Annotated in this window: 17 protein-coding genes; 10 read left to right on the top strand and 7 right to left on the bottom strand. The window is 66.2% G+C overall.

Going from position 1 to position 21,702, the window contains the following annotated elements:
* Positions 1 to 119: 119 nt before the first annotated feature.
* From ABWO17_RS11970 to ABWO17_RS11945, 6 genes are all read right to left on the bottom strand, one after another.
* Positions 120 to 1,349, bottom strand: a complete 1,230-nt coding sequence (locus ABWO17_RS11970; RefSeq protein ID WP_353118815.1) for an aminotransferase class I/II-fold pyridoxal phosphate-dependent enzyme — start codon at positions 1,347 to 1,349, stop codon at positions 120 to 122.
* A complete protein-coding gene (locus tag ABWO17_RS11965) occupies positions 1,342 to 2,442 on the bottom strand; it encodes a glycosyltransferase family 4 protein (protein WP_353118813.1) in 1,101 nt (366 codons plus the stop codon). Before ABWO17_RS11965 ends, ABWO17_RS11970 begins: the two co-directional genes overlap by 8 nt.
* The gene (locus ABWO17_RS11960) at positions 2,443 to 3,642 is read right to left on the bottom strand and encodes a glycosyltransferase (protein ID WP_353118811.1); all 1,200 of its coding nucleotides are present in this window, start codon (positions 3,640 to 3,642) and stop codon (positions 2,443 to 2,445) included.
* A 211-nt stretch (positions 3,643 to 3,853) separates the two neighbouring features.
* A complete protein-coding gene (locus ABWO17_RS11955) occupies positions 3,854 to 4,912 on the bottom strand; it encodes a glycosyltransferase (RefSeq protein ID WP_353118809.1) in 1,059 nt (352 codons plus the stop codon).
* Positions 4,909 to 6,234, bottom strand: coding sequence for an O-antigen ligase family protein (locus tag ABWO17_RS11950; RefSeq protein WP_353118807.1), 1,326 nt, complete (start codon positions 6,232 to 6,234; stop codon positions 4,909 to 4,911). Before ABWO17_RS11950 ends, ABWO17_RS11955 begins: the two co-directional genes overlap by 4 nt.
* A gap of 73 nt (positions 6,235 to 6,307) precedes the next feature.
* Entirely contained in the window at positions 6,308 to 7,408 is a 1,101-nt protein-coding gene (locus ABWO17_RS11945; protein WP_353118805.1) for a glycosyltransferase, read from the bottom strand.
* A gap of 391 nt (positions 7,409 to 7,799) precedes the next feature.
* Here ABWO17_RS11945 and ABWO17_RS11940 point away from each other — a divergent pair, with 391 nt between their 5' ends.
* From ABWO17_RS11940 to ABWO17_RS11920, 5 genes are all read left to right on the top strand, one after another.
* Positions 7,800 to 9,320 carry a sigma 54-interacting transcriptional regulator gene (locus ABWO17_RS11940; RefSeq protein ID WP_353118803.1) on the top strand — a complete coding sequence of 507 codons (1,521 nt, stop codon included), beginning with the start codon at positions 7,800 to 7,802 and terminating at the stop codon, positions 9,318 to 9,320.
* A 326-nt stretch (positions 9,321 to 9,646) separates the two neighbouring features.
* Positions 9,647 to 11,572, top strand: coding sequence for an aconitate hydratase (locus tag ABWO17_RS11935; protein ID WP_353118801.1), 1,926 nt, complete (start codon positions 9,647 to 9,649; stop codon positions 11,570 to 11,572).
* A 123-nt stretch (positions 11,573 to 11,695) separates the two neighbouring features.
* Positions 11,696 to 13,588 (top strand): peptidylprolyl isomerase, encoded by a 1,893-nt coding sequence (locus ABWO17_RS11930; RefSeq protein WP_353118799.1) that lies wholly within the window; start codon positions 11,696 to 11,698, stop codon positions 13,586 to 13,588.
* A gap of 600 nt (positions 13,589 to 14,188) precedes the next feature.
* A complete protein-coding gene (locus ABWO17_RS11925) occupies positions 14,189 to 15,679 on the top strand; it encodes an ammonium transporter (RefSeq protein WP_502914911.1) in 1,491 nt (496 codons plus the stop codon).
* 9 nt (positions 15,680 to 15,688) lie between these two features.
* Entirely contained in the window at positions 15,689 to 16,027 is a 339-nt protein-coding gene (locus ABWO17_RS11920; protein WP_353118795.1) for a P-II family nitrogen regulator, read from the top strand.
* Positions 16,028 to 16,266: 239 nt separating this feature from the next.
* Here ABWO17_RS11920 and ABWO17_RS11915 read toward each other — a convergent pair whose 3' ends face one another.
* The gene (locus ABWO17_RS11915; RefSeq protein WP_353118793.1) at positions 16,267 to 16,692 is read right to left on the bottom strand and encodes a hypothetical protein; all 426 of its coding nucleotides are present in this window, start codon (positions 16,690 to 16,692) and stop codon (positions 16,267 to 16,269) included.
* A gap of 194 nt (positions 16,693 to 16,886) precedes the next feature.
* Between ABWO17_RS11915 and ABWO17_RS11910 the strand changes: the two genes are divergently transcribed.
* The 5 genes from ABWO17_RS11910 to ABWO17_RS11890 all read left to right on the top strand — a co-directional run bounded on the left by ABWO17_RS11910 (position 16,887) and on the right by ABWO17_RS11890 (position 21,698).
* A complete protein-coding gene (locus ABWO17_RS11910; RefSeq protein WP_353118791.1) occupies positions 16,887 to 17,777 on the top strand; it encodes an AraC family transcriptional regulator in 891 nt (296 codons plus the stop codon).
* A 117-nt stretch (positions 17,778 to 17,894) separates the two neighbouring features.
* Complete coding sequence (gene gpt / locus ABWO17_RS11905) at positions 17,895 to 18,386, top strand: xanthine phosphoribosyltransferase (protein ID WP_353118789.1); 492 nt, start codon at positions 17,895 to 17,897, stop codon at positions 18,384 to 18,386.
* Between the two features lie 135 nt (positions 18,387 to 18,521).
* The gene (locus ABWO17_RS11900) at positions 18,522 to 19,667 is read left to right on the top strand and encodes a BMP family ABC transporter substrate-binding protein (protein WP_353118787.1); all 1,146 of its coding nucleotides are present in this window, start codon (positions 18,522 to 18,524) and stop codon (positions 19,665 to 19,667) included.
* 29 nt (positions 19,668 to 19,696) lie between these two features.
* Positions 19,697 to 20,770 (top strand): ABC transporter permease, encoded by a 1,074-nt coding sequence (locus tag ABWO17_RS11895; protein ID WP_353118785.1) that lies wholly within the window; start codon positions 19,697 to 19,699, stop codon positions 20,768 to 20,770.
* 7 nt (positions 20,771 to 20,777) lie between these two features.
* The gene (locus ABWO17_RS11890) at positions 20,778 to 21,698 is read left to right on the top strand and encodes an ABC transporter permease (protein WP_353118943.1); all 921 of its coding nucleotides are present in this window, start codon (positions 20,778 to 20,780) and stop codon (positions 21,696 to 21,698) included.
* The last annotated feature ends 4 nt before the right edge of the window (positions 21,699 to 21,702 follow it).

Below are 21,702 nucleotides of genomic sequence, written 5' to 3'. Positions count from 1 at the left end.
ACGCACCCGTGTTACGGGATATCGTGCGGAAAGTCCATTTTGGCGCGCGGCGGGGGCATGCGCGGTGTCCCGTGCGCGGCGTGGAGACGCAAAGCTCGTTCCGAACGTCGGAATTGCCGCTATGGACTCTCTTGCGTCGCTGCCCGCAGTGATGAGGTCGATGCGGTGATGTGCTGCACGAGCCGTTCGTTATCACTGTGGCGGCGCACCTGCATTCTCAGGTAGCCTGGGGGCATGCCGGGGATGTTGTCGCAGGACCGTATCAGCATGCCGTGGCGCAACAGTTCGCGGCGCACCGCTTCCGCCGTGATGCCGCTGCGCAGCAACTCTCCATTCAGGCGGCAGGTTGCGAAGCTGGGTCCGGCACCGATCGTGCGGGGGGCGAAGACGCCCGACCGGCGCAGCCCGTCGAGCAGCGCGGCGCGGTCGGCGCGCAAGGTGCCAAGGTGCGCCCGGTAATCCGGCAGGGCGTGCAGAAAGCGCCTGCCCATGGCCTCGGCAAACGGGGACACCATCCACGGCGGACGCCGGGACTGCAAGAGGTCAAGCCGGTTTTCCGGGCCAGTCAGATAGCCCAGGCGTATCCCCGTGCAATGGAAGAACTTGGTGAAGCTGTGCAGGCACAGCAGCGTGCCGCCTGCCGAGGAGGGCGGACACGCCGGGGCAAGGGCCACGTGGCGGTGGGCGGCATGTTCCGGCGTATCCCACAGGAAATCGCGGTAGGTCAGGTCGGCCAGCACGGTGCGGAAGCCGGAGCGGAACAGGGCGGCCACCAGGGCGGGCAGGTCGGGCGCGGTAACCGGGCAGGGGTTGCCCGGCGAACAGAGCACCACAAGTTCGTCGTCCGTATCGGTTGTGACCGCGGCCCGGAAGTCCGGCGGGGGGGCGTCCAGCGCGCATGCGGGGTCGGCGTGCAGCACCCGCCACGGTATGGCGTGGGCCTCGCAGGCGCGGGCGTATTCGGAAAAGGTGGGCCCCAGCAGTGTGACCCGGCGGGGGCGCAGCACGCGCAGGATCAGCCAGATGAGTTCGGACGAGCCGTTGCCCACCATGATGTTGTCGGGGGCAAACCCCTCGTGGGCGGCCAGGTCCTCGCGCAGGGCGGTGCTGGAGCTGTCCGGGTAGTGCTCGAAGGGGTGGGGCAGCGCCTCGACCAGGGTGCGGGTCAGTTCGCGCACATGGGCGAAGCCGTTACTGCTGTGATCCGTGATGCACTCCGGCTCCATGCCCAGTTCGCGGGCCACGCGGTAGATTTCGCCGCCGTGCGTGCCCTGCTCCGGAGCGGAATCACGAGGCACGGCGGGCCGCAGTGCGGGCGCGGCATGGGGGGGCGGTCCGGCATCAGACATCGGACAGTCCACGGCGTTGCAGCAGCGTGCGGTACAGCGCCTCGAAACGGGTGATGCGCGCCTCCGTGGAAAAGTCCGGCGCGATGGCGCGGCTGGCCTCGGCCCAGGTGGCGCGCAACTGGGCATCGCCCATGGCCGTAGCCAGTGCATCTGCCAGCGCGGGCACATCGCCGGGGGGCACCAGCAGGCCGTTGCCCCGCACCAGTTCGGGCACGCCGCCCACCTGCGAGGCGATGACCGGCAGGCCGGAGCAGATGGCCTCCAGCAGGGTGTTGGGCATGGATTCGGACAGTGAGGGCAGCACGAAGGCGTCGAGCAGTTGCAGGTAGTCGGCCACGCAGTTGCTGTGCTCCACCAGCCGGACGCGGTCCGTGATGCCCAGTTCTGCGCACAGCGGTTGCCATCGGCCGGGAGTGACCCCCACCACGACCAGATGCGGGGTGCCGCTGGCGTCCGCCGCCCGGCCCTGCTCGCATGCCAGCGCAAAGGCTCGCAGCAGCGGGGCTACGCCCTTCACGTCCTTGTCTCCGGCCACGCAGCCCAGCAGTGTGGCGTCTGCGGGCAGGTCCAGTTCCGCGCGCACGGCGTCCGCCCCGCGACGCGAAACGAGCCGCGCGGCAGGAATGCCGTTGTGGATGACCGCAAGGCGCCGTGCACCCACGCCCATGCCGCGCAGCACCTTGGCGCAGGCGTGCGAATTGGCCACAAAGGCGTCCAGCCCCGGCGACCAGTAGGTCAGCGGGTTGCCGGGGCGGTAGACCACCCCCCGGTAGCCCACGCAGACCACGCCGCGCCGCCGCCAGAACAGCCCGTGCCAGGCCAGGCGCTTCACCGCCTTGTTGTGGAAGGCCTGCACGATGCAGGGGCCGTGGCCCGGCGCGGGCATGGCCGCCTCCAGCGCGTCCTTCCACCTGCCGGGCGATTCGGGCAGGTCGGCCCAGGGCATGGTGTCCGACAGGGTGCGCAGCGTTGAACCGGACGGGGTGAAGAAGGTAACCTGATGGCCGCGTCCGATCAGCCCTTCGGCAAGGTACAGGGCCTGGCGGGCGCCGCCACTGCGGGTGGAAGACGAGGTGACGAGAAGTATGCGCATTTACGTGCGGGGGGTGGGGTGTTGCAACAGGCGGTGGTACAGGGCGCGGGTGCGGTCGGCCATGGCCTGGATGGAAAAGTGTGCGCGCAGCCGGGCCGGGTCGGGGCGCGGGGCGGCCAGTGCGGCGGCCAGTTCGTGTGCGGGGTCGCAGCCTTCGGTGATGAAGCGGAAACCGTCGTACCATTCGGCCATTTCTTCCAGCGTGTCGGTGCGGATGGCCACGATGGGCATGCCGAACGAGGCCGCTTCCAGCACCGCACCGGGCATGCCTTCGGACCCTGGAGGAGACGTGAAGAGGAACGCGTCGAATATGTTGTAGTAGTCGCCGGGGTACGGGGTTTCGCCGGGAAAGATGACCTTGTCGGCTATGCCCAACTCGGCTGCCTGGCGACGCAGACCATCGGCATGGCCCGCCTCTCCCCCCACGATGACGAAGACCATGTCCGGGTCCAGGGCCAAGGCTCTGGCGGCCATGGACAGCAGCATGTCCAGCCGTTTGCAGCCGGTGATGCGTCCCACGTTGCCGATGACTCGTGCCCGTGCGGGGATGCCCAGCTCGGCCCGCAGTTGCCGGGCGTTCTTGCGCGGGGCCAACGCCGAAAAGTCCACCCCGTTGTGCAGTACCTCGAACTTGGGGGCCGCAAGGGGCATCTGGGCCGCAAAGTAGTCGCGGCTCTCGCGGGAGACATGCAGCACCCTTGTGGACAGGGCGCTGTGGATGAGCATCTCTTCGATGCGCTGTTTGGCGCGGTGGGCGGGATTATCGTACCAGTGGCTCTTCAGGGTGTGGATTTGCCCGATGCGAACGGGCGTGCCCGCCAGCGCCCCGGCCAGTGCCCCGGTGACGTTGGCGGAAAAGGAGTGGTTGTGCAGCACTGAAACGCCGTGCCCGCGCAGCAGTCGCGCCAGTCGGACGATGCCCGTGGGACTCCATTTGGTGGGTATGGGCAGATGGTGCACCCGCACGCCCTTGTCGGCCAGTTCCTGCGCGAAGGCCCCCGGCGTGCGGTAGGTGACCACATGCATCTCGAATTCGTCGAGCAGCAGGGGCAGCACGGCCCGCAGGCGTGAGGCAACGCCGCCGTAGTGCAGGCTGTTGGTGAGGCGGAAGACGACGGGGCGCGTGTGCATGGTCGGAATGTTCATGATGGTGTTGGTGAAGTGGGGCATGCGGTCCGGTGTGCCGGGGAAGGGGAACACGCCGCTGGTCCATCCAGCCGGTCCTCCGGCACGGACGCGCGAGCATGCAGGCTGGCCTGTCACAGGCAATGGGCGGAGGCGGGCCGGATCGGGCGGAACAACAGGATCGAGTCGCCATGATTGGGTCGCCATGATCGGGTCGCCCTTTCCGCCCAGCGAGGTGCAAGCACCACATATGCCCGCGCGCGGCCCTTTCAGCGGGCGGGCTCGGTCAACTGGTCCGCTTGATCAGTCCGGCCAACCATGCTTCCAGTTCGTGGGCCTTGGCGTCAAGCTCGCAGTGGGCGGCGCAGGCCCGGCGTGCGGCGCGCTTCATTTCCAGCAATTGCTCATCCGGCAGGGTCAGCGCCTTGCGCAACATGTCCGCGAATTCCGCCGGTCCGGCGGCATAGGGCAGCAGCCAGGGGGTCAGCTCCGGTGTGTACACCTCGCGCACGCCGCCCACGTCGCGGGCCACGGGCAGCAGCCCCTGGGCCAGTGCCTCTTGCAGGGTATTGGGCAGTCCTTCGCTGAGCGAGGCCAGCAGGAACACGTCGGCGCGTTCCAGCAGTTCCGGCACCCTGGTGGTGAAGCCGTGCCACCGGATGCGCTCGGCAATGCCCAGCGAGGCGGCAAGCTCCTTCAGGTGGGGTTCGTGCGAGCCGGTGCCCGCCACATCCAGTTCGAAAGGAATGTCCAGGCTGGCCAGGGCGCGCAGCAGCGTTTCGTGCCCCTTGTCGGGATTCAGCTGCTGGGTGGCCACCAGCCGCCGGGGCGTGGAGACGGACAGGGGGCCGGTGGCCACCCGCTTGGCGGTGAGCACCACGTGCAGGTCCTCTGCCCTCAGGTACGGCAGGCTGGTCAGGAACCCGTCGGCTATGTACTGGCACGAGCAGAGGAACTTCGGGGCGATCCAGGCGTGCAGCAGGCGCGTCTTGAGGCGGTGGGGGATGTCGCCGGGCAGGCCGATCTGCTGGATCACGGGAATGTTCAGCAGCCGGGCGGCAACCCCGGCGGTGGCAAGGTCCTTGCCGATGTTGAGGATCACCACGTCGGTGCGATGTTTGCTGAATTGGCGGTGGAACCAGGCGATGGAGGCCGGATTGAGGTCGAAGCCGAAGTTTGCGGCCTCGCCATGCCCCATGCGTCGTCTGGCCTCGTCCACGAAGTCCTGCTGCCGTCCGTAGACGCGCACGTCATGCCCGTAGGCGGACAGGCGCTCGGCGAAATCGAGGATCCAGGTCTTCACCCCGCCCCATTTGCGGGTGCTGTTGACGAAAGCGATGTTCATGAATTGTTCCGGGTTTCGTGGATGGAGGTTTCCACGGGTGAGGCAAGGGAGGTGTCGGTATTGGTTTCGGCGTTGATGACGGTGCCGATCATCACGCCCAGATGCCCCATGGATACGGCCATCCACCACGTACGCAGAAAGTCGTGCGCGAACAGCGCCTCGACCAGGTAGCACAGCCACCCGGCCAGGAAGAACGCGGCCATGGTCCACATGTCGTACGGCGCGCCGGAACGCGGAACGTTGCGGTGTACCCGCCGCAGCCCCCAGGCCAGCATGCCCAACAGGAAGGTCATGGCGATGGCGAAGCCCACCGCGCCGGTGTCCACCAGAAACTGGATGTACACCGAGTGCGGGTGCTGGATGTGCGGCGAATTGATGACCGGTTGCAGCTCCAACGCCTTGAACGCCGGGCCGAACATGCCCATGCCCCATCCGGTCAGGGGGCGGGCCTGGATGACTTCCCAGGCCATGCGCCACAGCTCGATGCGGCCATCGCGCATGGCGGTTTCCAGGGTGATGCGCTGCGGGCCGAACAACATGGCCAGAATACCGATGCCTGCGGGCACCAGCAAATATACGGGCTTCGGGCGCGTGAACAGGTACCACAGCAGGAACAGGGCGGCGGCAACCCCCAGGTAGCCGCTGCGGGCCTGGGCGAATATCAAAAGGTGGACGCCCGGTGCCAGTATCAGCGCGGTGACGGCGGCCCTGCGCCATGCGGAACGGGTTTGGGGCTGCATGGCCCACAGGCCGAGGGCGGGTATCAGGACGAGCGCCATGTAGTCCCCCACGCGATAGGTGGACATGGAGCCGGTGAGCCGCCCGAATATGACGGCGGTGCCGTTGATGAGGTCTTGGCCGGTAAGCTGCTGATAGATGCCGTCCAGTCCCTCGTAGACGCACACGATGGCAAAAGCCCAGACCAGGCGGCGCATGTCGCGCATGTCCCGCGCGCATTCCATGGCCACGAAGGGCAGGGCGAACCCCTTCCAGACGTTGGGCAGCACGTAGACAAGGCTCTGGCGCGGGTCCAGCGACAGGGCCGTCTTCACGCAGATGAGCCCGTAGAAGACCACGAACAGCCACTTGAGCGGAAAACGGCGCAGGGTGGACTGTCGATACCCCCAGTAATGATAGGCGAGCAGGGCGGCCAGGCTGAGGATGGGGCCGGTCTCGCGGAATGCCTGCCCCAGCGGAAAGGTGACGATGGACAGCCAGAACAGCCAGAAGAGGGCCGTGCGTGCCCATTCCGCCTTCTGCGGGGCGGATGCGGAACGGAATGTTGCGGCTGCGGTGGTGATACGATGGCGGATGTCTGTCATGTGAACCCCGTGCATGGGCCTGTCGTCAGGGCGTGACGCGCCGCAGCGCACCCTGCATGCGTGCCGGAAGGCGTCAGCGGATGCTTCCGGCCAGCAGGTCGGCATAGAAGGCCAGCAGGCGCTCCGCGTAGCGCGGCATGGTGAGCGGTTCGATCACCCGGTGCGCGGCTTCGGAAAGCCGTGCCCGCAAGGCGTCGTCGCGCAGGATGGAAAGCAGTTTGGCCGCGATGTCGCCGGGTTCGGTTTCGCATACCAGCGAGGCTTCGGCCGCCACCTCCAGCGAGGGAACGTGGCGCGAGACCACGCACGGCAGGCCGCAGTACAGGGCTTCCATCTGGGCGATGGGAAAGCCTTCGAAATCCGAGGGCATGGCGAAAATGTCCGCTGCCCGGAAAAAGGCCGCCACGTCCTGGCGGAACCCCGTGAGCACCACGTGCCCGTCAAGGCCCAGGCTGTCCCGCAGCGCTTCCAGGCGGGCCCGCTCCACCCCTTCGCCCACCAGCACCAGTGATGCAGGCATTTGCTGGTCGTGCAGGATGCGCACGGCCCGGATGAGCAGATCCAGGTTCTTCTGTCGCACGTACCGGCCCACCGAAAGAATGACCGGGCCCGAGACGCCGTAGGCGGCCTTCAGGTCCAGCGGCGGCATGTCGCAACGTCTGGGGTCGATGGCGTTGTAGAAGACCTGCACTGGCCTGCCCGCGCGATTGTGGTCGGCGGTAACCACTTCGGCCACGGCCTTGGAGACCGCGAGGTACGCGGTGGTGGCGTACGAGAGCAGCTTGTCGGAAAGCCTGCGGTGCAGCCGTTTTTCGCGCTTGACGTTATGCAGGTGGGTGACCACGGGAATTCCCAGGCCCAGCGCGGCAAGGCGCCCGTGGTGGTTGGCGCTGATGTGCATGGTGTGGATGATGTCGGGCGCGTAGTCGCGCAGCATGCCGCGCAGGCGCAGCGTGGTGTCCAGCCTGTGCGAGGCGATGGCGCGGATGCCGGAACCCACGGACCGCACGTCGAGCCCCTGTTCCACGAAGCGGCCATGCATGTCGCCGGTGCCGGACAGGTTGAAGATGCGCGCCTCGGCAAGGCCGCTGCGGCGGTACTCCGCCGCAAGGTCGCACAACCAGGTTTCCACGCCGCCGAAGGGCAACCCTCCGACGAGATAGGCTATCTTCATCCTGATGCTTCCGGCTGATGGTTCCGGGGCGTTGGGGCGCGTCCGGTTTGCGCCTCCGGTCCGCGCGACCGGCAAGAATTTGGTCGGCACGCCAGGCACCGCGCCACGCTGGCGCCTTGAGGCGGCGTTTGCGCGCCCCGTTTCGCGCGGGGGGGGCGAATGCTGAAAGCTCCTACCTGCAGCCCGCCGCATGGTCAAGGATTACCAAGGCGCAAGGGGCGCGGAGAGCCGTGGTGTAGCCGTTGCCGAACGTCTTGCGGCGCGGAATCGGCCACCTGGGCGAACGCGCACGCTTCCTCGTATCCGCCGCGATTGGTCGCCATCGGGCGCAATCGGCGCCACTCGTGTTCCCTCGGTTGATAAAGCTTAAGGTTGCGGGTACAAGGATTCAATGTCCGCCCGGCGCATACTATTCCTCGCTCCGGCCACCGCCGTGACCCGAATCTTCCCCAAGCTGCGCGATGCGGGATTCGAGGTCGGCATAGCCGAGAACCTCAAGGGTGCCTCCGCCTTCATCCGCAAGTCGGGCCCGGCCGTGATCTTTTCGCGGCCCAGCCTGCCCGGATACAAGGTGGACGACCTGCTTGCCGTGGGCGCGGACGACCCCGCCTTTCCTCCCGTCATCGTGTTTGCCGAAAAGGGCTCGGCGGAAGAGGCCGAACGCTGCATGTCGCTGGGCGCGCGTGACTACTGGCTGGAACCGCTGCTGTTCGAGAAGGTGGTGGCAGCGCTGCCCGCGCCGCGCCGCGCTGCCGCGCCGGTGCCTCCTTCGTCCACCCTGGGTGGACGCACGCCCGAGCAGCGCCCCGGCGTCCCCCGCATCGTGGGCGACCATCCCGCCGTGCGCCGCGTGCTGGCGCTGGCCCGTCAGGTGGCCCCTTCGCGCGCCACGGTGCTCATTTCCGGCGAATCGGGCACCGGCAAGGAAATGTTCGCGCGCTTCCTGCACGGCTGGAGCGACCGGGCCGAAGGCCCCTTCGTGGCCGTGAACTGCGCCGCCCTGCCGGAACACCTGCTGGAAAGCGAGCTGTTCGGCCACGAGAAGGGCTCCTTCACCGGAGCCATTGCCCGCAAGCTGGGCAAGTTCGAGCTGGCGAGCGGCGGCACCATCCTGCTCGACGAAATTTCCGAGATGGACCTTGGCCTGCAAGCCAAGCTGCTGCGCGTGTTGCAGGAGGGCGAGGTAGACCGCGTGGGCGGCACCGAAACCGTGAAGGTGGACGTGCGCGTACTGGCCACCACCAACCGCGATCTGGATGACTGGGCGAAGCAGGGCAAGTTCCGGCAGGATCTGTTCTTTCGCCTGAACGTCATTCCCCTGCGCCTGCCCGCCCTGCGCGAGCGCGGCGACGACGTGATTGTGCTTGCCCGGCATTTCGCGGCCACCTACGTGCGCGAGTACGGCCTTGCCCCCGTAGAGTTTTCGCCCGAGGCCGAGGAGTGGCTGCAACACTACGACTGGCCGGGCAACGTGCGCGAGTTGCAGAACCTGATGGAACGCGCCGTGCTGCTGGCCGGGGGGCGGCCCATCACCACCCGGCATTTTCTGCTCGACCCCGACACCTGGCCGCTGTTCGACGAGGGTGACCTGTTCCCCGGCTCCGAGGGGGATATCGCCCCGACTGGGGCAGGGGCGGAAGGCGCCTCGGGCATGTCCGGTGGCACCTTGTCCGGTGGCTCCTTGTCCGGCGGGTTCACGGCGGATGGTGGTCCGGCTGGCGGTTCCAACGGCGGCGGCTCCTTCCCCGGCGGGGTCATCCCGCTGCACGAGATGGAGCGCATCATGATCCTGAAGGGGCTGGAGGTCACCTCCGGCAACCGTACCCAAGCGGCGGAACTGCTGGGTATCTCGGTGCGCACCCTGCGCAACAAGCTCAACGAATACCGCGGAATGGGCATAGAAGTGGCCTGACGCCCCTTGCGGGCCGCGGTGATGTGCACTACACCGGACAAGCCGCCCGGAACCCCACGCGCGGGTTCGCGGGCGGTTGCGGCATGTGGCCCCGGCATCGCGGGCCGCCGTGCGGCACGTTCCGCACGGTGCCTGTCGCATCGCCAGATGTTTTGCCGGCTGTTCAGCCTGACGTTTCGCGGGTTCCGGATCGCAACCGGATCGCACCGGCCCGCAACCATACGATGCACCGTGTCCCAGGGACCTTCGGCCCGCCGGACGAATCAGCTTACGGGCGGCGCGGGCGCGCACGCCATACCGGCAACGCCGAATCCACGAGGGGTAGCATGTCCATGAACCTTACGCAGAAGATCATCGCGGCGCATCTCGTCAGCGGCGAGATGGCCCCGGGGGCCGAAATCGGCCTGCGCATCGACCAGACCCTGACCCAGGACGCCACCGGCACCATGGCCTACCTGCAATTCGAGGCCATGGGCGTTGACCGCGTGCGCACCGACCTTTCGGTGAGCTACGTGGACCACAACACCCTGCAAATGGGTTTCCGCAACCCGGACGACCACCGCTTCCTGCGCACCGTGGCCGCCAGGCACGGCGTGATCTTTTCGCCCCCCGGCACCGGCATCTGTCACCAGTTGCATCTGGAAAATTTCGCGCTGCCCGGCGCAACGCTTGTCGGCTCCGACAGCCACACCCCCACGGCGGGCGGCATCGGCAGCCTGGCCATGGGCGCGGGCGGCCTTTCCGTGGCCCTGGCCATGGCGGGCGAAGCGTACTTCATCTCCATGCCCCGCGTGGTCAAGGTGCGCCTGGAAGGCCGCCTGACCGGCTGGGCCTCCGCCAAGGACGTCATCCTGCACCTGCTCGGCCTGCTCACGGTCAAGGGCGGGGTGGGCAAGGTGTTCGAGTTCGCCGGGCCGGGCGTGGCCACCCTGAGCGTGCCCGAGCGCGCGGTGATCACCAACATGGGCGCGGAACTGGGGGCCACGGCCTCCCTCTTCCCCAGCGACGAACGCACCCGCTCCTTCCTGGCCTCCATGGACCGCGAGGGCGACTGGAAGGAACTCTGCGCTGACGCGGATGCCACGTACGACGACGAGATCGTCATCGATCTTTCCGCGCTGGTGCCGTTGGTGGCCCAGCCGCACATGCCCGACCGGGTGGTGCCCGTGGCCGAACTGGCGGGCCTTTCGGTGGACCAGGTGGCCATTGGCTCGTGCACCAACTCGTCCTATGCCGACATGCGCATGGTGGCAGAGGTGCTGCGCGGCAAGCTGGTGAACGTGGGCACCGACACCATGGTCTCGCCCGGCTCCAAGCAGGTGCTGAAGATGCTGGCCGCCGAAGGGCTGGTGGAACCGCTGCTGGACGCGGGCGTGCGCATCCTTGAATGTTCGTGCGGCCCGTGCATCGGCATGGGCGGCTCGCCCGTGTCGGGCGGGGTCAGCGTGCGCACCTTCAACCGCAACTTCGAAGGCCGCAGCGGCACCAAGGACGCCAAGGTGTACCTGGTCTCGCCGCTTACCGCCGCCATGGCCGCACTGAACGGGCAGTTCACCGATCCGGCCACCTGGGGCACCCCCCCGGCCCAGCCGGAACTGCCGGCAAAGGCCCCTTCCATCCGCCATCTGTTCGCCTTCCCGCCCAAGGACGGCAGCGGCGTGGAAGTGCTGCGCGGGCCCAACATCGTGGCGCTGGAGCAGTTCACGCCCATGGACGACACGGTGACGGCACCGGTGGTCATCAAGCTGGGCGACGACATCACCACCGACCACATCATGCCCGCCGGGGCGGAGATCACCTCGTTGCGCTCCAACGTGCCCGCCATCGCGCAGCACGTGTTCGGCCGGGTGGACGCGGACTTCGTGGCCCGGGCCCGGGCGGCGGGCACCGGGGTCATCGTGGCCGGGGACAACTACGGGCAGGGTTCCAGCCGCGAACATGCGGCGCTGGCCCCCCGGCACCTGGGCATCCGCGCGGTCATCGTGCGTTCGCTGGCGCGCATCCACCGAGCCAACCTGGTGAACTTCGGCATCCTGCCGCTGATCCTGTGCGACCGGGCCGATTATGACAGGCTGGCCGTGGGCGGTACGGTGACCATTCCCGCCTCGGTCATCACCGCCGGTGGCGAGGTGGAGGTGCTGGTGGAGGGCGCGGGCGCCATCCGCGTGCGGAACGATTTGACGCAGAAGGAATTGGATATTATCCGGGCAGGCGGATTGCTGAACCACGTCCGCCTTTCCAGAAAACAGTAGGGTGTCCTTGCCGGGACTCCGCACGGAGCCTCCGGCACCCCCGGCCCCCCGACGCAACCGATGCGCACCGGCGCAGCCGGACGCACCGGGGGGCATTGGCGCACACCGCAATGGAGTTTCTCAATGCTTGAACTGATCCGTGCCCACGCGCAGTCGTGGGGCGTGAAGATTGCCTTCGGCGTCATCATCCTCGTGTTCGTCTTCTGGGGCGTGGGCTCCATGAACAACAGTTCGTCGGGCGCCCTTGCCACGGTGAACAAGAAGCCCATCCTGTTCCAGGAGTTCGGGCGCGAATACGAGCGCCAGGTGGAAGCGCTGCGCAGCCGCTACCCCGGCATCACCGCCGAGGACATGAAGCAGATGGGCCTCAAGCGCCAGGTGTTGCAGTCCATGATCACCGAACGACTGCTGTCGGACGAGGCCGCGCGAATCGGGCTTTCGGTGTCGCCGGTCGAACTGCGCCGCTCCATCGAGTCCATAACCGCCTTCCGCAACGGCGACGGCAAGTTCGACGCCGAGGTGTACTGTTCCGTGCTCAAGGGCCAGCAGACCACCCCCGGCCGCTTCGAGGACGGCATCCGCCACGACATGCTGCTGCAGAAGCTGCGTGACCGGGTCACCACGCCCGCCTCGGTGACCGACGAGGAAGCCCGCGCCCTGTTCGACTATGGTCGCGAGCGCCGGTCCGTCGAATACGTGCTGTTCCCCCTGGAAGACTACGTGCTCAAGGTGACCCCCACCGATGAGCAGATCGCCGAACGCTACAACGAAAACATGGATGCCTGGCGCAACCCGCAGCGCATCAGCCTGGATGCGGTCACCCTGACCCCGGCCAGCCTGGCCGCCAGCGTGGAGATTCCCGAATCGGCCATCGCCGCCTTTTACGCGGACAACGCAGACACCTATTTCGTGGTGCCGGAGCGCGTGCGCGCCCGCCACATCCTGTTCATGGCCCAGGAAGGGGCGAGCAAGGAAGAGGATGCCGCAGCCCGCGCCAAGGCCGAGGACGTCATCGCCCAGTTGAAGAAGGGCAAGGACTTCGCCGCGCTGGCCAGCAAGCTGTCCGACGACAAGGGCAGCGGCGCGCAGGGCGGCGACCTTGGCTGGTTCACCAAGGGCCAGATGGTGCCCCCCTTCGAGGAGGCCGTGTTTGCACTGAAGGCTGGCGAGATCAGCGCCCCCGTGCGCACCGCCTTCGGCTGGCACGTCATCAAGCTGGAAGCGCACGAAGCCCAGCGCACCCGCGTTTTGGACGAGGTGCGTGGTGAAATCCGCCAGCGCCTCGGCGAAGAGAAGGCATCCGAAAGAATGCACGAGGCCCTGGATACCGCACTGGAAATGGCGGGCGCGGGCAAGTCCATCGACGACATCGCCAAGGCGCTGAAGCTGGAGCGCAAGCCCACGGGCCTGTTCTCGCGCGCGGACGCCGGAGTTGCCGTGGGGCTGAAGGGTCAGTCCGTGGGCACCGCCTTCACCACCCCGGCAGGGACGGTCATCGACACGCCGCTGGAAATCGAAGGCGGCTACATGATCGCCGCCGTGCTGGAATCGCAGCCGGAAAGCGTGACCCCGCTGGAAAAGGTGAAGGAAGAGGTGGCCGCCCAGGTGCGCCGCATCGAAGGTGCCAAGCTGGCGGTCAAGACCGCGCAGGAAGCCGGGGCCAAGCTGGCCGATGGCCTGCCCGCCGAGCTTTCCGCCAAGGTCAAGGCAACCGACGCCTTCGGGCGCAACGGCGTCATCGCTCCCTTCGGCCAGAGCCGTGCCCTGGTGGATGCCGCCTTTGCCGCCGCCCCCGGCGCATGGCAGGCCACCCCGGTGGATACCTCTGCGGGGGCTGTGCTGTTCCGGGTCAAGGACGTGCAGCGCCCCACCGACGCCGAATGGTCCGCCGCCGCAGAAACGGTGCGCGCCACGGTGCTGTCCGCCAAGCGCGAGGAGATGTTCCGCGTGTTCGTGGGCGAACTTTCTTCCGCCGCCAAGATAGAACTGCGTAACGCCAAGATGCTCGACGACTAGCCGTCGTTCGCCAGCAGAGAAGACGCAAGGCCGCCCTTCCGTGAGGAAGGGCGGCCTTAGTTTTTTGTCCGGCGCCTCTTGTTGCAATAATGTAAAATTTATGAGTGTCTGGCGGCGTTCTTTTAACATGTTGAAAAGTTGAGCGTGTTGCGTGCGGGCAGGTTTGACGTGTGTGTGCCGGGCCGCGTCAGGATTACTTTTGGCGTTGTAGAGGAGAGAGGAAGCGACGTTCGAGGAAATAAGAACAAAATAGTAAAAATTTGAATGATTATTTTGACAATTTTGTGTTTATACGGCGCCATCCGGGAGCGGCTGGGTGGTGGGTGCCTGCGTATTTGCCTGAAAAGTATGATGTTGATGAGTTGGCCTGAAAGATGCTTCACACGTTTCATCGTAGCTGCCACGTGCATTTCTGTATTAAGGGTGGTATTGGGAAAAACATTTTTTCCATATCTGCATCGAGCAGAAGTGCATGTAACTGCAAAATGTGTTGCATGAAGTGAGGAATGCGGGATGAAACGGCTGAAAGCTATCGTAACAGCGCTCATTGTCTTGTGCACACTGTTCGTATCATGCGCATCATATGCGGATGATGCTCCTGTGTCTGATCCGAGCGGCGCATCCATCGGTACTGCTGCGGACGTCATCGGCGCGACGGCGGGAGCACCCACCAAGGAAGAGTTCGACACGCTGTCCCAGAGTGAGCCGTTGGCGGCCAAGGTTGCCGATGTCGTGGGGCATAACCGCATCGCCATCAACATGGTGTGGACGCTGTTGTGCGGCTTTCTGGTCATGTTCATGCAGGCGGGTTTCGCCCTTGCGGAAACGGGCTTCACCCGTGCCAAGAACGCCGGGCACACCATGGCCATGAACATGATGATCTACGGCATCGGCATGCTGGGGTACTGGATATGCGGTTTTGCGCTGCAAATGGGCGGGGTGGGCGGCGTGCTCAGCCTGGGCGGCGCCGGGGCGCTGGCCAACGAATTTACCGTGACCATCGCGGGCAAGGATTTCGGCCTGTTCGGCACCACCGGGTTCTTCCTGTCCGGCGATGCCTATGACGCGGTGATCTTTTCCGTCTTTCTGTTCCAGATGGTGTTCATGGACACCACCGCCACCATCCCCACCGGTTCCATGGCGGAACGCTGGACCTTCAAGTCCTTCGTCGTCTACGGCTTCTTCATTTCCATGTTCGTGTACCCGCTGTTCGCCAACTGGGTGTGGGGCGGCGGCTGGCTGTCTGCCCTTGGCAAGAACTTCGCCCTTGGCCACGGCATGGCCGACTTTGCAGGGTCGTCCGTGGTGCACATGACCGGCGGCGTTGCGGCAGCGGCGGGAGCCATCGTTCTGGGGCCGCGCCTTGGCAAATTCAAGCCTGACGGTACTCCGGTGGCCATGCCCGGTCACCACATCCCCATGGCCATTGCCGGGTGCTTCATCCTGGCCTTCGGCTGGTTCGGGTTCAACGCCGGATCTACCCTGGCTGGCGGCGATCTGCGCATCGGGGTCATTGCCACCAACACCATGCTGGCTTCCGCTTCTGGCGCGTTCTTTTCCATGATGTACATGTGGATGCGTTACGGCAAGCCCGACGTGTCCATGGCGGCCAACGGCCTGCTGGCGGGCCTTGTTGCCATCACGGCACCGTGCGCGTTCGTCAACTCGGTGGCGGCAGTGGGCATCGGCGCCGTGGCCGGGTTGTTGTTGTGCGTCAGCGTGCTGTTCGTGGAGCAGACCCTGAAGATCGACGACCCTGTGGGCGCCATTTCGGTGCATGGCGTCAACGGCGCCTGGGGCGTGCTGGCCCTTGGCCTGTTTGCCGACGGCACTTACGGCGACGGGCTGAACGGCGTGGCAGGCACCGTGAAGGGGCTGTTCTACGGCGATGCCTCGCAGCTCATGGCCCAGCTGACCGGCATGATCACCAACATCGTGTTCGTGTTCGTGGTGATGTACGTGTTCTTCAAGCTGCTGGACAAGGTGATTCCGCTGCGCGTCGATCCGGAACTGGAACTGGAAGGGCTGGACCAGGCCGAGGTGGCGGTTTCCGCCTACCCCGACTTCAACCTGAAAAAGGCCATGAAGTAGGAGGCTGCCATGAAGAAGATCGAGGCCATCATCAAGCCGTTCAAGCTGGATGCGGTGAAGGACGCGCTGATCGCCATAGGGGTGTTCGGGCTGACGGTGACCGAGGTGCGCGGCTACGGACGTCAGCGCGGCCACGTGGAAACCTATCGCGGCCTTGAATACGAGGTGCAGTTCAATTCCAAGATCAAGATCGAAACCGTGGTGCCCGACGGCATGAGCGACCAGGTGGTGAAGGCGATTACCACGGCGGCGCGCACCGGGAGCATCGGCGACGGCAAGATATTCATTTCCACCCTTGAAGAGGTGATCCGCATCCGTACCGGCGAGGAGGGCGTGGACGCCATCTGAGGGCACTATTGCCTTCCACCCCATGTGACGGCCTGATGGCAGGCGCGTCCGAACGGGGCCGCCAGCGGTGACGGCCCCGTTTTTTTTCATGCAGGCCGGGCCGCCAGTGATGGCGGCCCGCTGTTTTTCATGTCGGCCGGAACTTGCGCGCGGCGTCCGCCATGCGCGGGCCGCAATGTCCGGCCTGCAATGTCCGGTCTGCAATGTCCGGTCTGCAATGTCCGGCCTTGTCCCGTTGCTCAGCAGGTACAGCCGGGGTGCAGCAGTTCCTCGCGCACGCAGGGGGTGATGTCGTTGGCGTAGTGCAGGTACAGTCCCGGCACACCCGCCAGCGGCGTCCAGTAGCCGTCCACGAAGCGGTTTCCGGCTTCGGTGTAGCTCAGGCTGCGGACGCAGGCATTGTCACGCACGGCCTGGTTGGCCTTGCATGCGGCGCAGGGCTTTTCCGGACCGCACAAAGTGAAGCATTTTATCCCCGGCTCTATGCCTGCGGTCAGTGCTGCCGCGTTTGCGGCCACAACGGTGCGGTTGGACCGGGTGAGCATGACCGGGGAAGGGTGCTTGTCCCACATCATGTGAAAGGCTTCCAGAATGTTGGAAGCGATGCCGTTGGAAGCGATGTCGCCGGGTGCGGCGGTGGCGTGGGGCTTGTCGGTGGGGTGCATGTGTCCTCCGGTGTCTTGCGGGTGTCGTCCGGTGCAGGTGCGCCAGTGCAGGTGCGCTGGCGCGTCCGGTATGGCAATGCCCAGCGTGAATATCCATTCGGGGCATTGCTGGTTGCCATGAACACCATGCTATGCAATGATCACTGGTGAGTGAATTGCCGATTGGCCATAATGCTTACCTGATCGGACAGAAGATGTTCTGGAGTTTTTCCCTTACCTTCGCGGAATCCACCACCTGGCACGCCCACGATGTGTACGAGTTCGTGCTGTGCCGTTCCGGTAGCGGCCTGCTGCTGCTGGACAGCGGTGAGGTGGCACTGGCAAAGGGGCGCACCGTGCTGGTGGCCCCGCGCGTGCGGCATCGCTACGTCTTTGGCCGGGGCGAATCCGTCGGACTGAAGGTGGTGTGCCTGACCCAGGGGGACATGGCCACCCAGCTTTCCCCCACGCAGGTTGCCGCCCTCATGGCACCGCAACCGACGGGCTGTTCCATGGTGGAACACCATGCCGACGCCGCCCGGTTGTGGGATACGGCGGACATGATCCCCGACGGCATCGGGCGGGACGAAGGCGCGGAGATTCCCGTCGCATGGGGGGCCATTGGCCTGCTGCTGGCCTTTCATGTGCGGGACATGCAGGCGGGTGGCGATGCAGGGGCGCGGCACCATGACGCCATGCGCAAGGTGCGCGGCTGGCTGGACGCCCATCTGGCCCAACCGGTGGATCTGGACGGGCTGGCTGGCCGGTTCGGGCTGTCGCGCAGTCTGCTGACGCGCGAATTCCGGCGCCATGCGGGCGCCAGTGTGGTGGAGTACGTGAACATCCGCCGTCTGGAAAAGGCCGGTAGTGAACTGGCGCAAACGGACCGGGGCATTGCCGAGGTGGCGCTGCGGTGCGGCTTTGCAAGCCTGCCCAACTTCTACCGCCGGTTCAGGGCGCTGTATGGGGTGACCCCGGCGGAATTTCGCCGGGTCGTTGCCGAGAATGCCGGTGGCACTGTCGGGAGCGGACCGGGGATTGCCGCAGCCTCTGCTTCCGGCCCTGCCGCGGGCACGGCAGCGCTCGTCATGCCCCGGCCGGGGTAAGCGCTTGACAGCGCGGGCGGGGCAGGGCAAGGGAGGCGTCACCCGCAACGGGAGCCGGAAGATGCGCCGCAAGGCAGGCCGCGTCCATCCCGGTTCCGCAACCAGCAGGAACCCCACGTGCGCACCGCAGACTCCTACCGCAAGGTCTTTCCCGTCACCTGGGAACAGCTTCACCGCGACGCCAAGGCGTTGTCGTGGCGGCTGCTGGAGAAAGGGCCCTGGACCGGCATCATCGCCATCACCCGTGGGGGCCTGGTGCCCGCCGCCATCATTGCTCGCGAAGTGGGGGTGCACCTCATCGACACGGTGTGCATCACCAGCTACAAGTGGCAGGATCAGACCAGCCGCCTGGAAGTGCTGAAGGGCGTGCAGGGCGACGGCGAAGGCTGGCTGATGGTGGACGACCTGGTGGACACCGGGCGCACGGCCAAGGCGGTACGCGAAATGCTGCCCAAGGCCCACTTCGCCACCGTGTACGCAAAGCCCGAGGGGCGCCCCCTGGTGGACACCTACATTACGGAAGTCAGCCAGGATACATGGATTCTCTTTCCGTGGGACTCGGAGGTGCAGTACGTGCAGCCCCTTGTCAACCAGCGGGAAGCGGGCTAGAAATTTCTTTTCCCGCATCAGCGTCGGCCTGGCCACCCCGTGAGGGAGCAGGCTGCGGTCCTTGCACGTAGGCGGACGGGTGCCCCGTTCGCAGCTGTATACCGTTCCATTCACCAAGCCCCGAGGAGGCTCCCGATGCGCAAATCCGTATCCGCGATGTTGCTGGTTGCCGCCATGCTGCTCATGGCCGCCCTGACCGGCTGCGGCGAAGACAAGAAGCCCGCAGAGGCCCCCAAGGCCGAGCAGAAGCCCGCCGCCGCCGCCCCTGCTGCCACGCCCGCTCCGGCAAAGGAAATGCAGGTCGGCTTCGTCTACGTTTCGCCCGTGGGCGACGTGGGTTGGTCCTGGGCCCATGACCAGGCCCGCAAGGCCCTTGCGGAAATGCCCGGCGTGACCACCTCGTTCGTGGAATCGGTGCCCGAAGGGGCCGACGCCGAACGCGTCATCCAGAACATGGCGCGCAAGGGGTACGACATCATCTTCACCACCAGCTTCGGGTACATGGACCCCACGCTGAAGGTGGCGGAGCAGTTTCCCAACACGACCTTCATGCATTGCTCGGGCTACAAGACGGCGCCCAACATGAGCAACTATTTCGGGCGAATGTATCAGGCCCGCTACCTGACCGGCATGGTGGCTGGCTCCATGACCAAGTCGAACATCCTTGGCTATGTGGCGGCCTTCCCCATCCCCGAAGTGATTCGCGGCATCAACGCCTACACCATGGGCGTGCGTGCGGTGAACCCCAAGGCCGAGGTGCGCGTGGTGTGGACCAAGACCTGGTACGACCCCGCCACCGAAAAGGAAGCCGCCAAGAGCCTGCTGGACGTGGGCGCCGACGTCATCGCCCAGCACCAGGATTCCCCCGGCCCGCAGGAGGCCGCCCAGGAACGCGGCGTGTACTCCGTGGGCTACAATTCGGACATGAGCCACTTCGCCCCCAAGTCGCTGCTGACCTCTGCCGTGTGGAACTGGACCCCGTTCTACAAGAGCGTGGTGGAAAAGGTCCGCAAGGGTGAATGGAAGTCCGGCGCGTTCTGGCCCGGCATGGAAACCGGCATCGTGGGCATTGCCCCTTACGGCGACATGGTGCCGCAGGACGTGCGTTCCAAGGTGGACGCGCGCAAGGCCGAGATCGTGGCGGGCACCTACAAGGTGTTCTCCGGCCCGGTCAAGGATCAGAATGGCGCGGTGCGCGTACCCGACGGCCAGGTGCTTTCCGATCAGGACATGCTGGGCATGACCTGGTTCGTGGAAGGCGTGGTCGGTTCCACCCAGTAGTCGCGGTCAAGAACCGGAGCCCCCTGTCCATGTTCCTACCCAGAGTCGTGAAACGGCAGGAGCCCCTTCAATGGGGCTCCTTTTTCATTTTCGCGGCGGCCCTCGTCGTATCGCTGGGGGTTAGCTGCGCGTTGCTCGCCGTGCACGGCAAGCCGCCGCTGAAGGCGTTGGCGGTCCTGTGGTCGGGCGGCTTCGGCGGCCCCTTCGCGCTGGAAGACACGCTGCTGAAATCCATCCCCATCTTCCTGTGTTCGCTGGGGGTGGCGGTGTCGTTCCGCATGCAGGTGTGGAACATCGGCGCCGAAGGGCAGTTCGCCCTTGGCGCCGTGGGCGCCACGTGGGCGGTGCTGGCCTTTCCGGGCCTGCCCATGTGGGCCATGATGCCGGTGATGTTCCTGTGCGCCGCCGTGGCGGGCGGGCTGTGGGCGGCGGTGCCCGCCGTGCTGCGCCTGCGCTTCGGCATGAACGAGATCATCTCCACGCTGATGTTCAACTACATCGGCATCCTGTTCCTGCAATTCCTGGTCTATGGCGCCTGGAAGGACCCGGCCAGCTTCGGTTTTCCCATGACCCCCATCTTTCCCAAGGCCGCCATTATCGGCCCCATCTCCCCGGCCACCCTGGGCCGGGTGCACTGGGGCCTTGCGGTGTGCGCGGGCGTGGCCGTGCTGCTGGCCGTGTTCCTGAAGCGCACCCGCCTCGGCTTCGAGTTGCTGGCCGGGGGCGAAAACCCCCGCGCCGCACGCTATGCCCGCATGCCCTACAACCTGCTGGTGCTGCTGGTCATGTCGCTGTGCGGCGCGCTGGCGGGGTTTGCCGGGTGCATCGAAACCTCGGCCACGGTCAACCGCCTGCAACCCAGCATCATGGTGGGCTACGGCTACACCGCCATCGTGGTGGCCTGGCTGTCGCGCCTGCGCGTCAGTTCCATCGCCTGTTTCGCCTTTCTGCTGGCGGGGCTGCGCGTGGGCGTGGAACACCTGCAACTGGACTTGCAGGTGCCCGCCGCCTTCGGGGGCATTCTTGAAGGCATGATCCTGCTTTCGGTGCTGGCCGGGCAGTTCTTCGACCGTTATCGCTTCACGCTGAAGGGGAGAAGCTAGCATGGACATGGATACCGCGCTGCTGCTCTCCATCCTGGCCGCCACGGTGCAGTCGGGCACGCCCATCCTGTACGCCACCCTGGGCGAGATGTTCACCGAACGTTCCGGCGTGCTGAACCTGGGCGTGGAAGGCATGATGATCGTGGGTGCGTTCACCGCGTTTCTGGCCACCCACCTTACCGGCAACCCGTGGGCCGGGGTGCTGGCCGCCGGGCTGTGCGGGGGCGGGCTTTCGCTGTTGCACGGGGTGGTCTGCCTGGTCTTTCAGGGCAACCAGGTGGTGTCCGGCCTTGCGCTGACCATTCTGGGGCTGGGGCTGGCCGACTTTCTGGGCACGCCGTACGTGGGCATCACCACCACCGGCTTCCAGGCCTTCGCCGTGCCGGTGCTAGCAGATATTCCCGTGCTGGGCACCATCTTTTTCCGGCACGACGCGCTGGTCTATCTTTCGTACCTGCTGCCGCCGCTGTTCTGGCTGTTCATGGCCCGCACCCGTGCGGGGCTGGCCCTGCGCGCCGCGGGCGAGCACCCCGCCGCCGCATCCGCCGCCGGTCTTTCGCCGGTGCGCATCCGCTGGTGCGGCATCTTCACGGGCGGTTTTCTGGCCGGGCTTGGCGGGGCCTACCTGTCGCTGGCCTACACCCACCTGTGGACCAACAACATGACTTCCGGGCGAGGGTGGATTGCCGTGGCGCTGGTCATCTTCGCCTTCTGGCGGCCTGGCCGCGCCGTGTTCGGCGCGTACCTGTTCGGCGGGGTGATGGCCCTGCAACTGCGCTTGCAGGCCATGGGGGCCAACCTGCCCTCGTCGCTGATGCTCATGCTGCCCTACGCACTGACCGTGCTGGTGCTGCTGGCCTCGTCGGCGCGCGGCGGCGGACGCGCCGCGCCCGCCGCGCTGGGCGTGAACATCGAGCCCGAGGAATGATGCC

The sequence above is a fragment of the Nitratidesulfovibrio sp. genome (assembly GCF_040373385.1).
GTDB lineage: Bacteria > Desulfobacterota > Desulfovibrionia > Desulfovibrionales > Desulfovibrionaceae > Cupidesulfovibrio.
This window is presented reverse-complemented; position numbering and strand designations above follow the sequence as displayed.

Coding starts and splice junctions, on each gene's coding strand:
- ABWO17_RS11970 (WP_353118815.1), bottom strand. CDS start 1,349: ATGTCTGATGCCGGACCGCCCCCCCATGCCGCGCCCGCACTGCGGCCC.
- ABWO17_RS11945 (WP_353118805.1), bottom strand. CDS start 7,408: ATGAAGATAGCCTATCTCGTCGGAGGGTTGCCCTTCGGCGGCGTGGAA.
- ABWO17_RS11950 (WP_353118807.1), bottom strand. CDS start 6,234: ATGACAGACATCCGCCATCGTATCACCACCGCAGCCGCAACATTCCGT.
- ABWO17_RS11890 (WP_353118943.1), top strand. CDS start 20,778: ATGGATACCGCGCTGCTGCTCTCCATCCTGGCCGCCACGGTGCAGTCG.
- ABWO17_RS11915 (WP_353118793.1), bottom strand. CDS start 16,692: ATGCACCCCACCGACAAGCCCCACGCCACCGCCGCACCCGGCGACATC.
- ABWO17_RS11935 (WP_353118801.1), top strand. CDS start 9,647: ATGTCCATGAACCTTACGCAGAAGATCATCGCGGCGCATCTCGTCAGC.
- ABWO17_RS11920 (WP_353118795.1), top strand. CDS start 15,689: ATGAAGAAGATCGAGGCCATCATCAAGCCGTTCAAGCTGGATGCGGTG.
- ABWO17_RS11940 (WP_353118803.1), top strand. CDS start 7,800: ATGTCCGCCCGGCGCATACTATTCCTCGCTCCGGCCACCGCCGTGACC.
- ABWO17_RS11955 (WP_353118809.1), bottom strand. CDS start 4,912: ATGAACATCGCTTTCGTCAACAGCACCCGCAAATGGGGCGGGGTGAAG.
- ABWO17_RS11930 (WP_353118799.1), top strand. CDS start 11,696: ATGCTTGAACTGATCCGTGCCCACGCGCAGTCGTGGGGCGTGAAGATT.
- ABWO17_RS11910 (WP_353118791.1), top strand. CDS start 16,887: ATGTTCTGGAGTTTTTCCCTTACCTTCGCGGAATCCACCACCTGGCAC.
- ABWO17_RS11900 (WP_353118787.1), top strand. CDS start 18,522: ATGCGCAAATCCGTATCCGCGATGTTGCTGGTTGCCGCCATGCTGCTC.
- ABWO17_RS11895 (WP_353118785.1), top strand. CDS start 19,697: ATGTTCCTACCCAGAGTCGTGAAACGGCAGGAGCCCCTTCAATGGGGC.
- ABWO17_RS11965 (WP_353118813.1), bottom strand. CDS start 2,442: ATGCGCATACTTCTCGTCACCTCGTCTTCCACCCGCAGTGGCGGCGCC.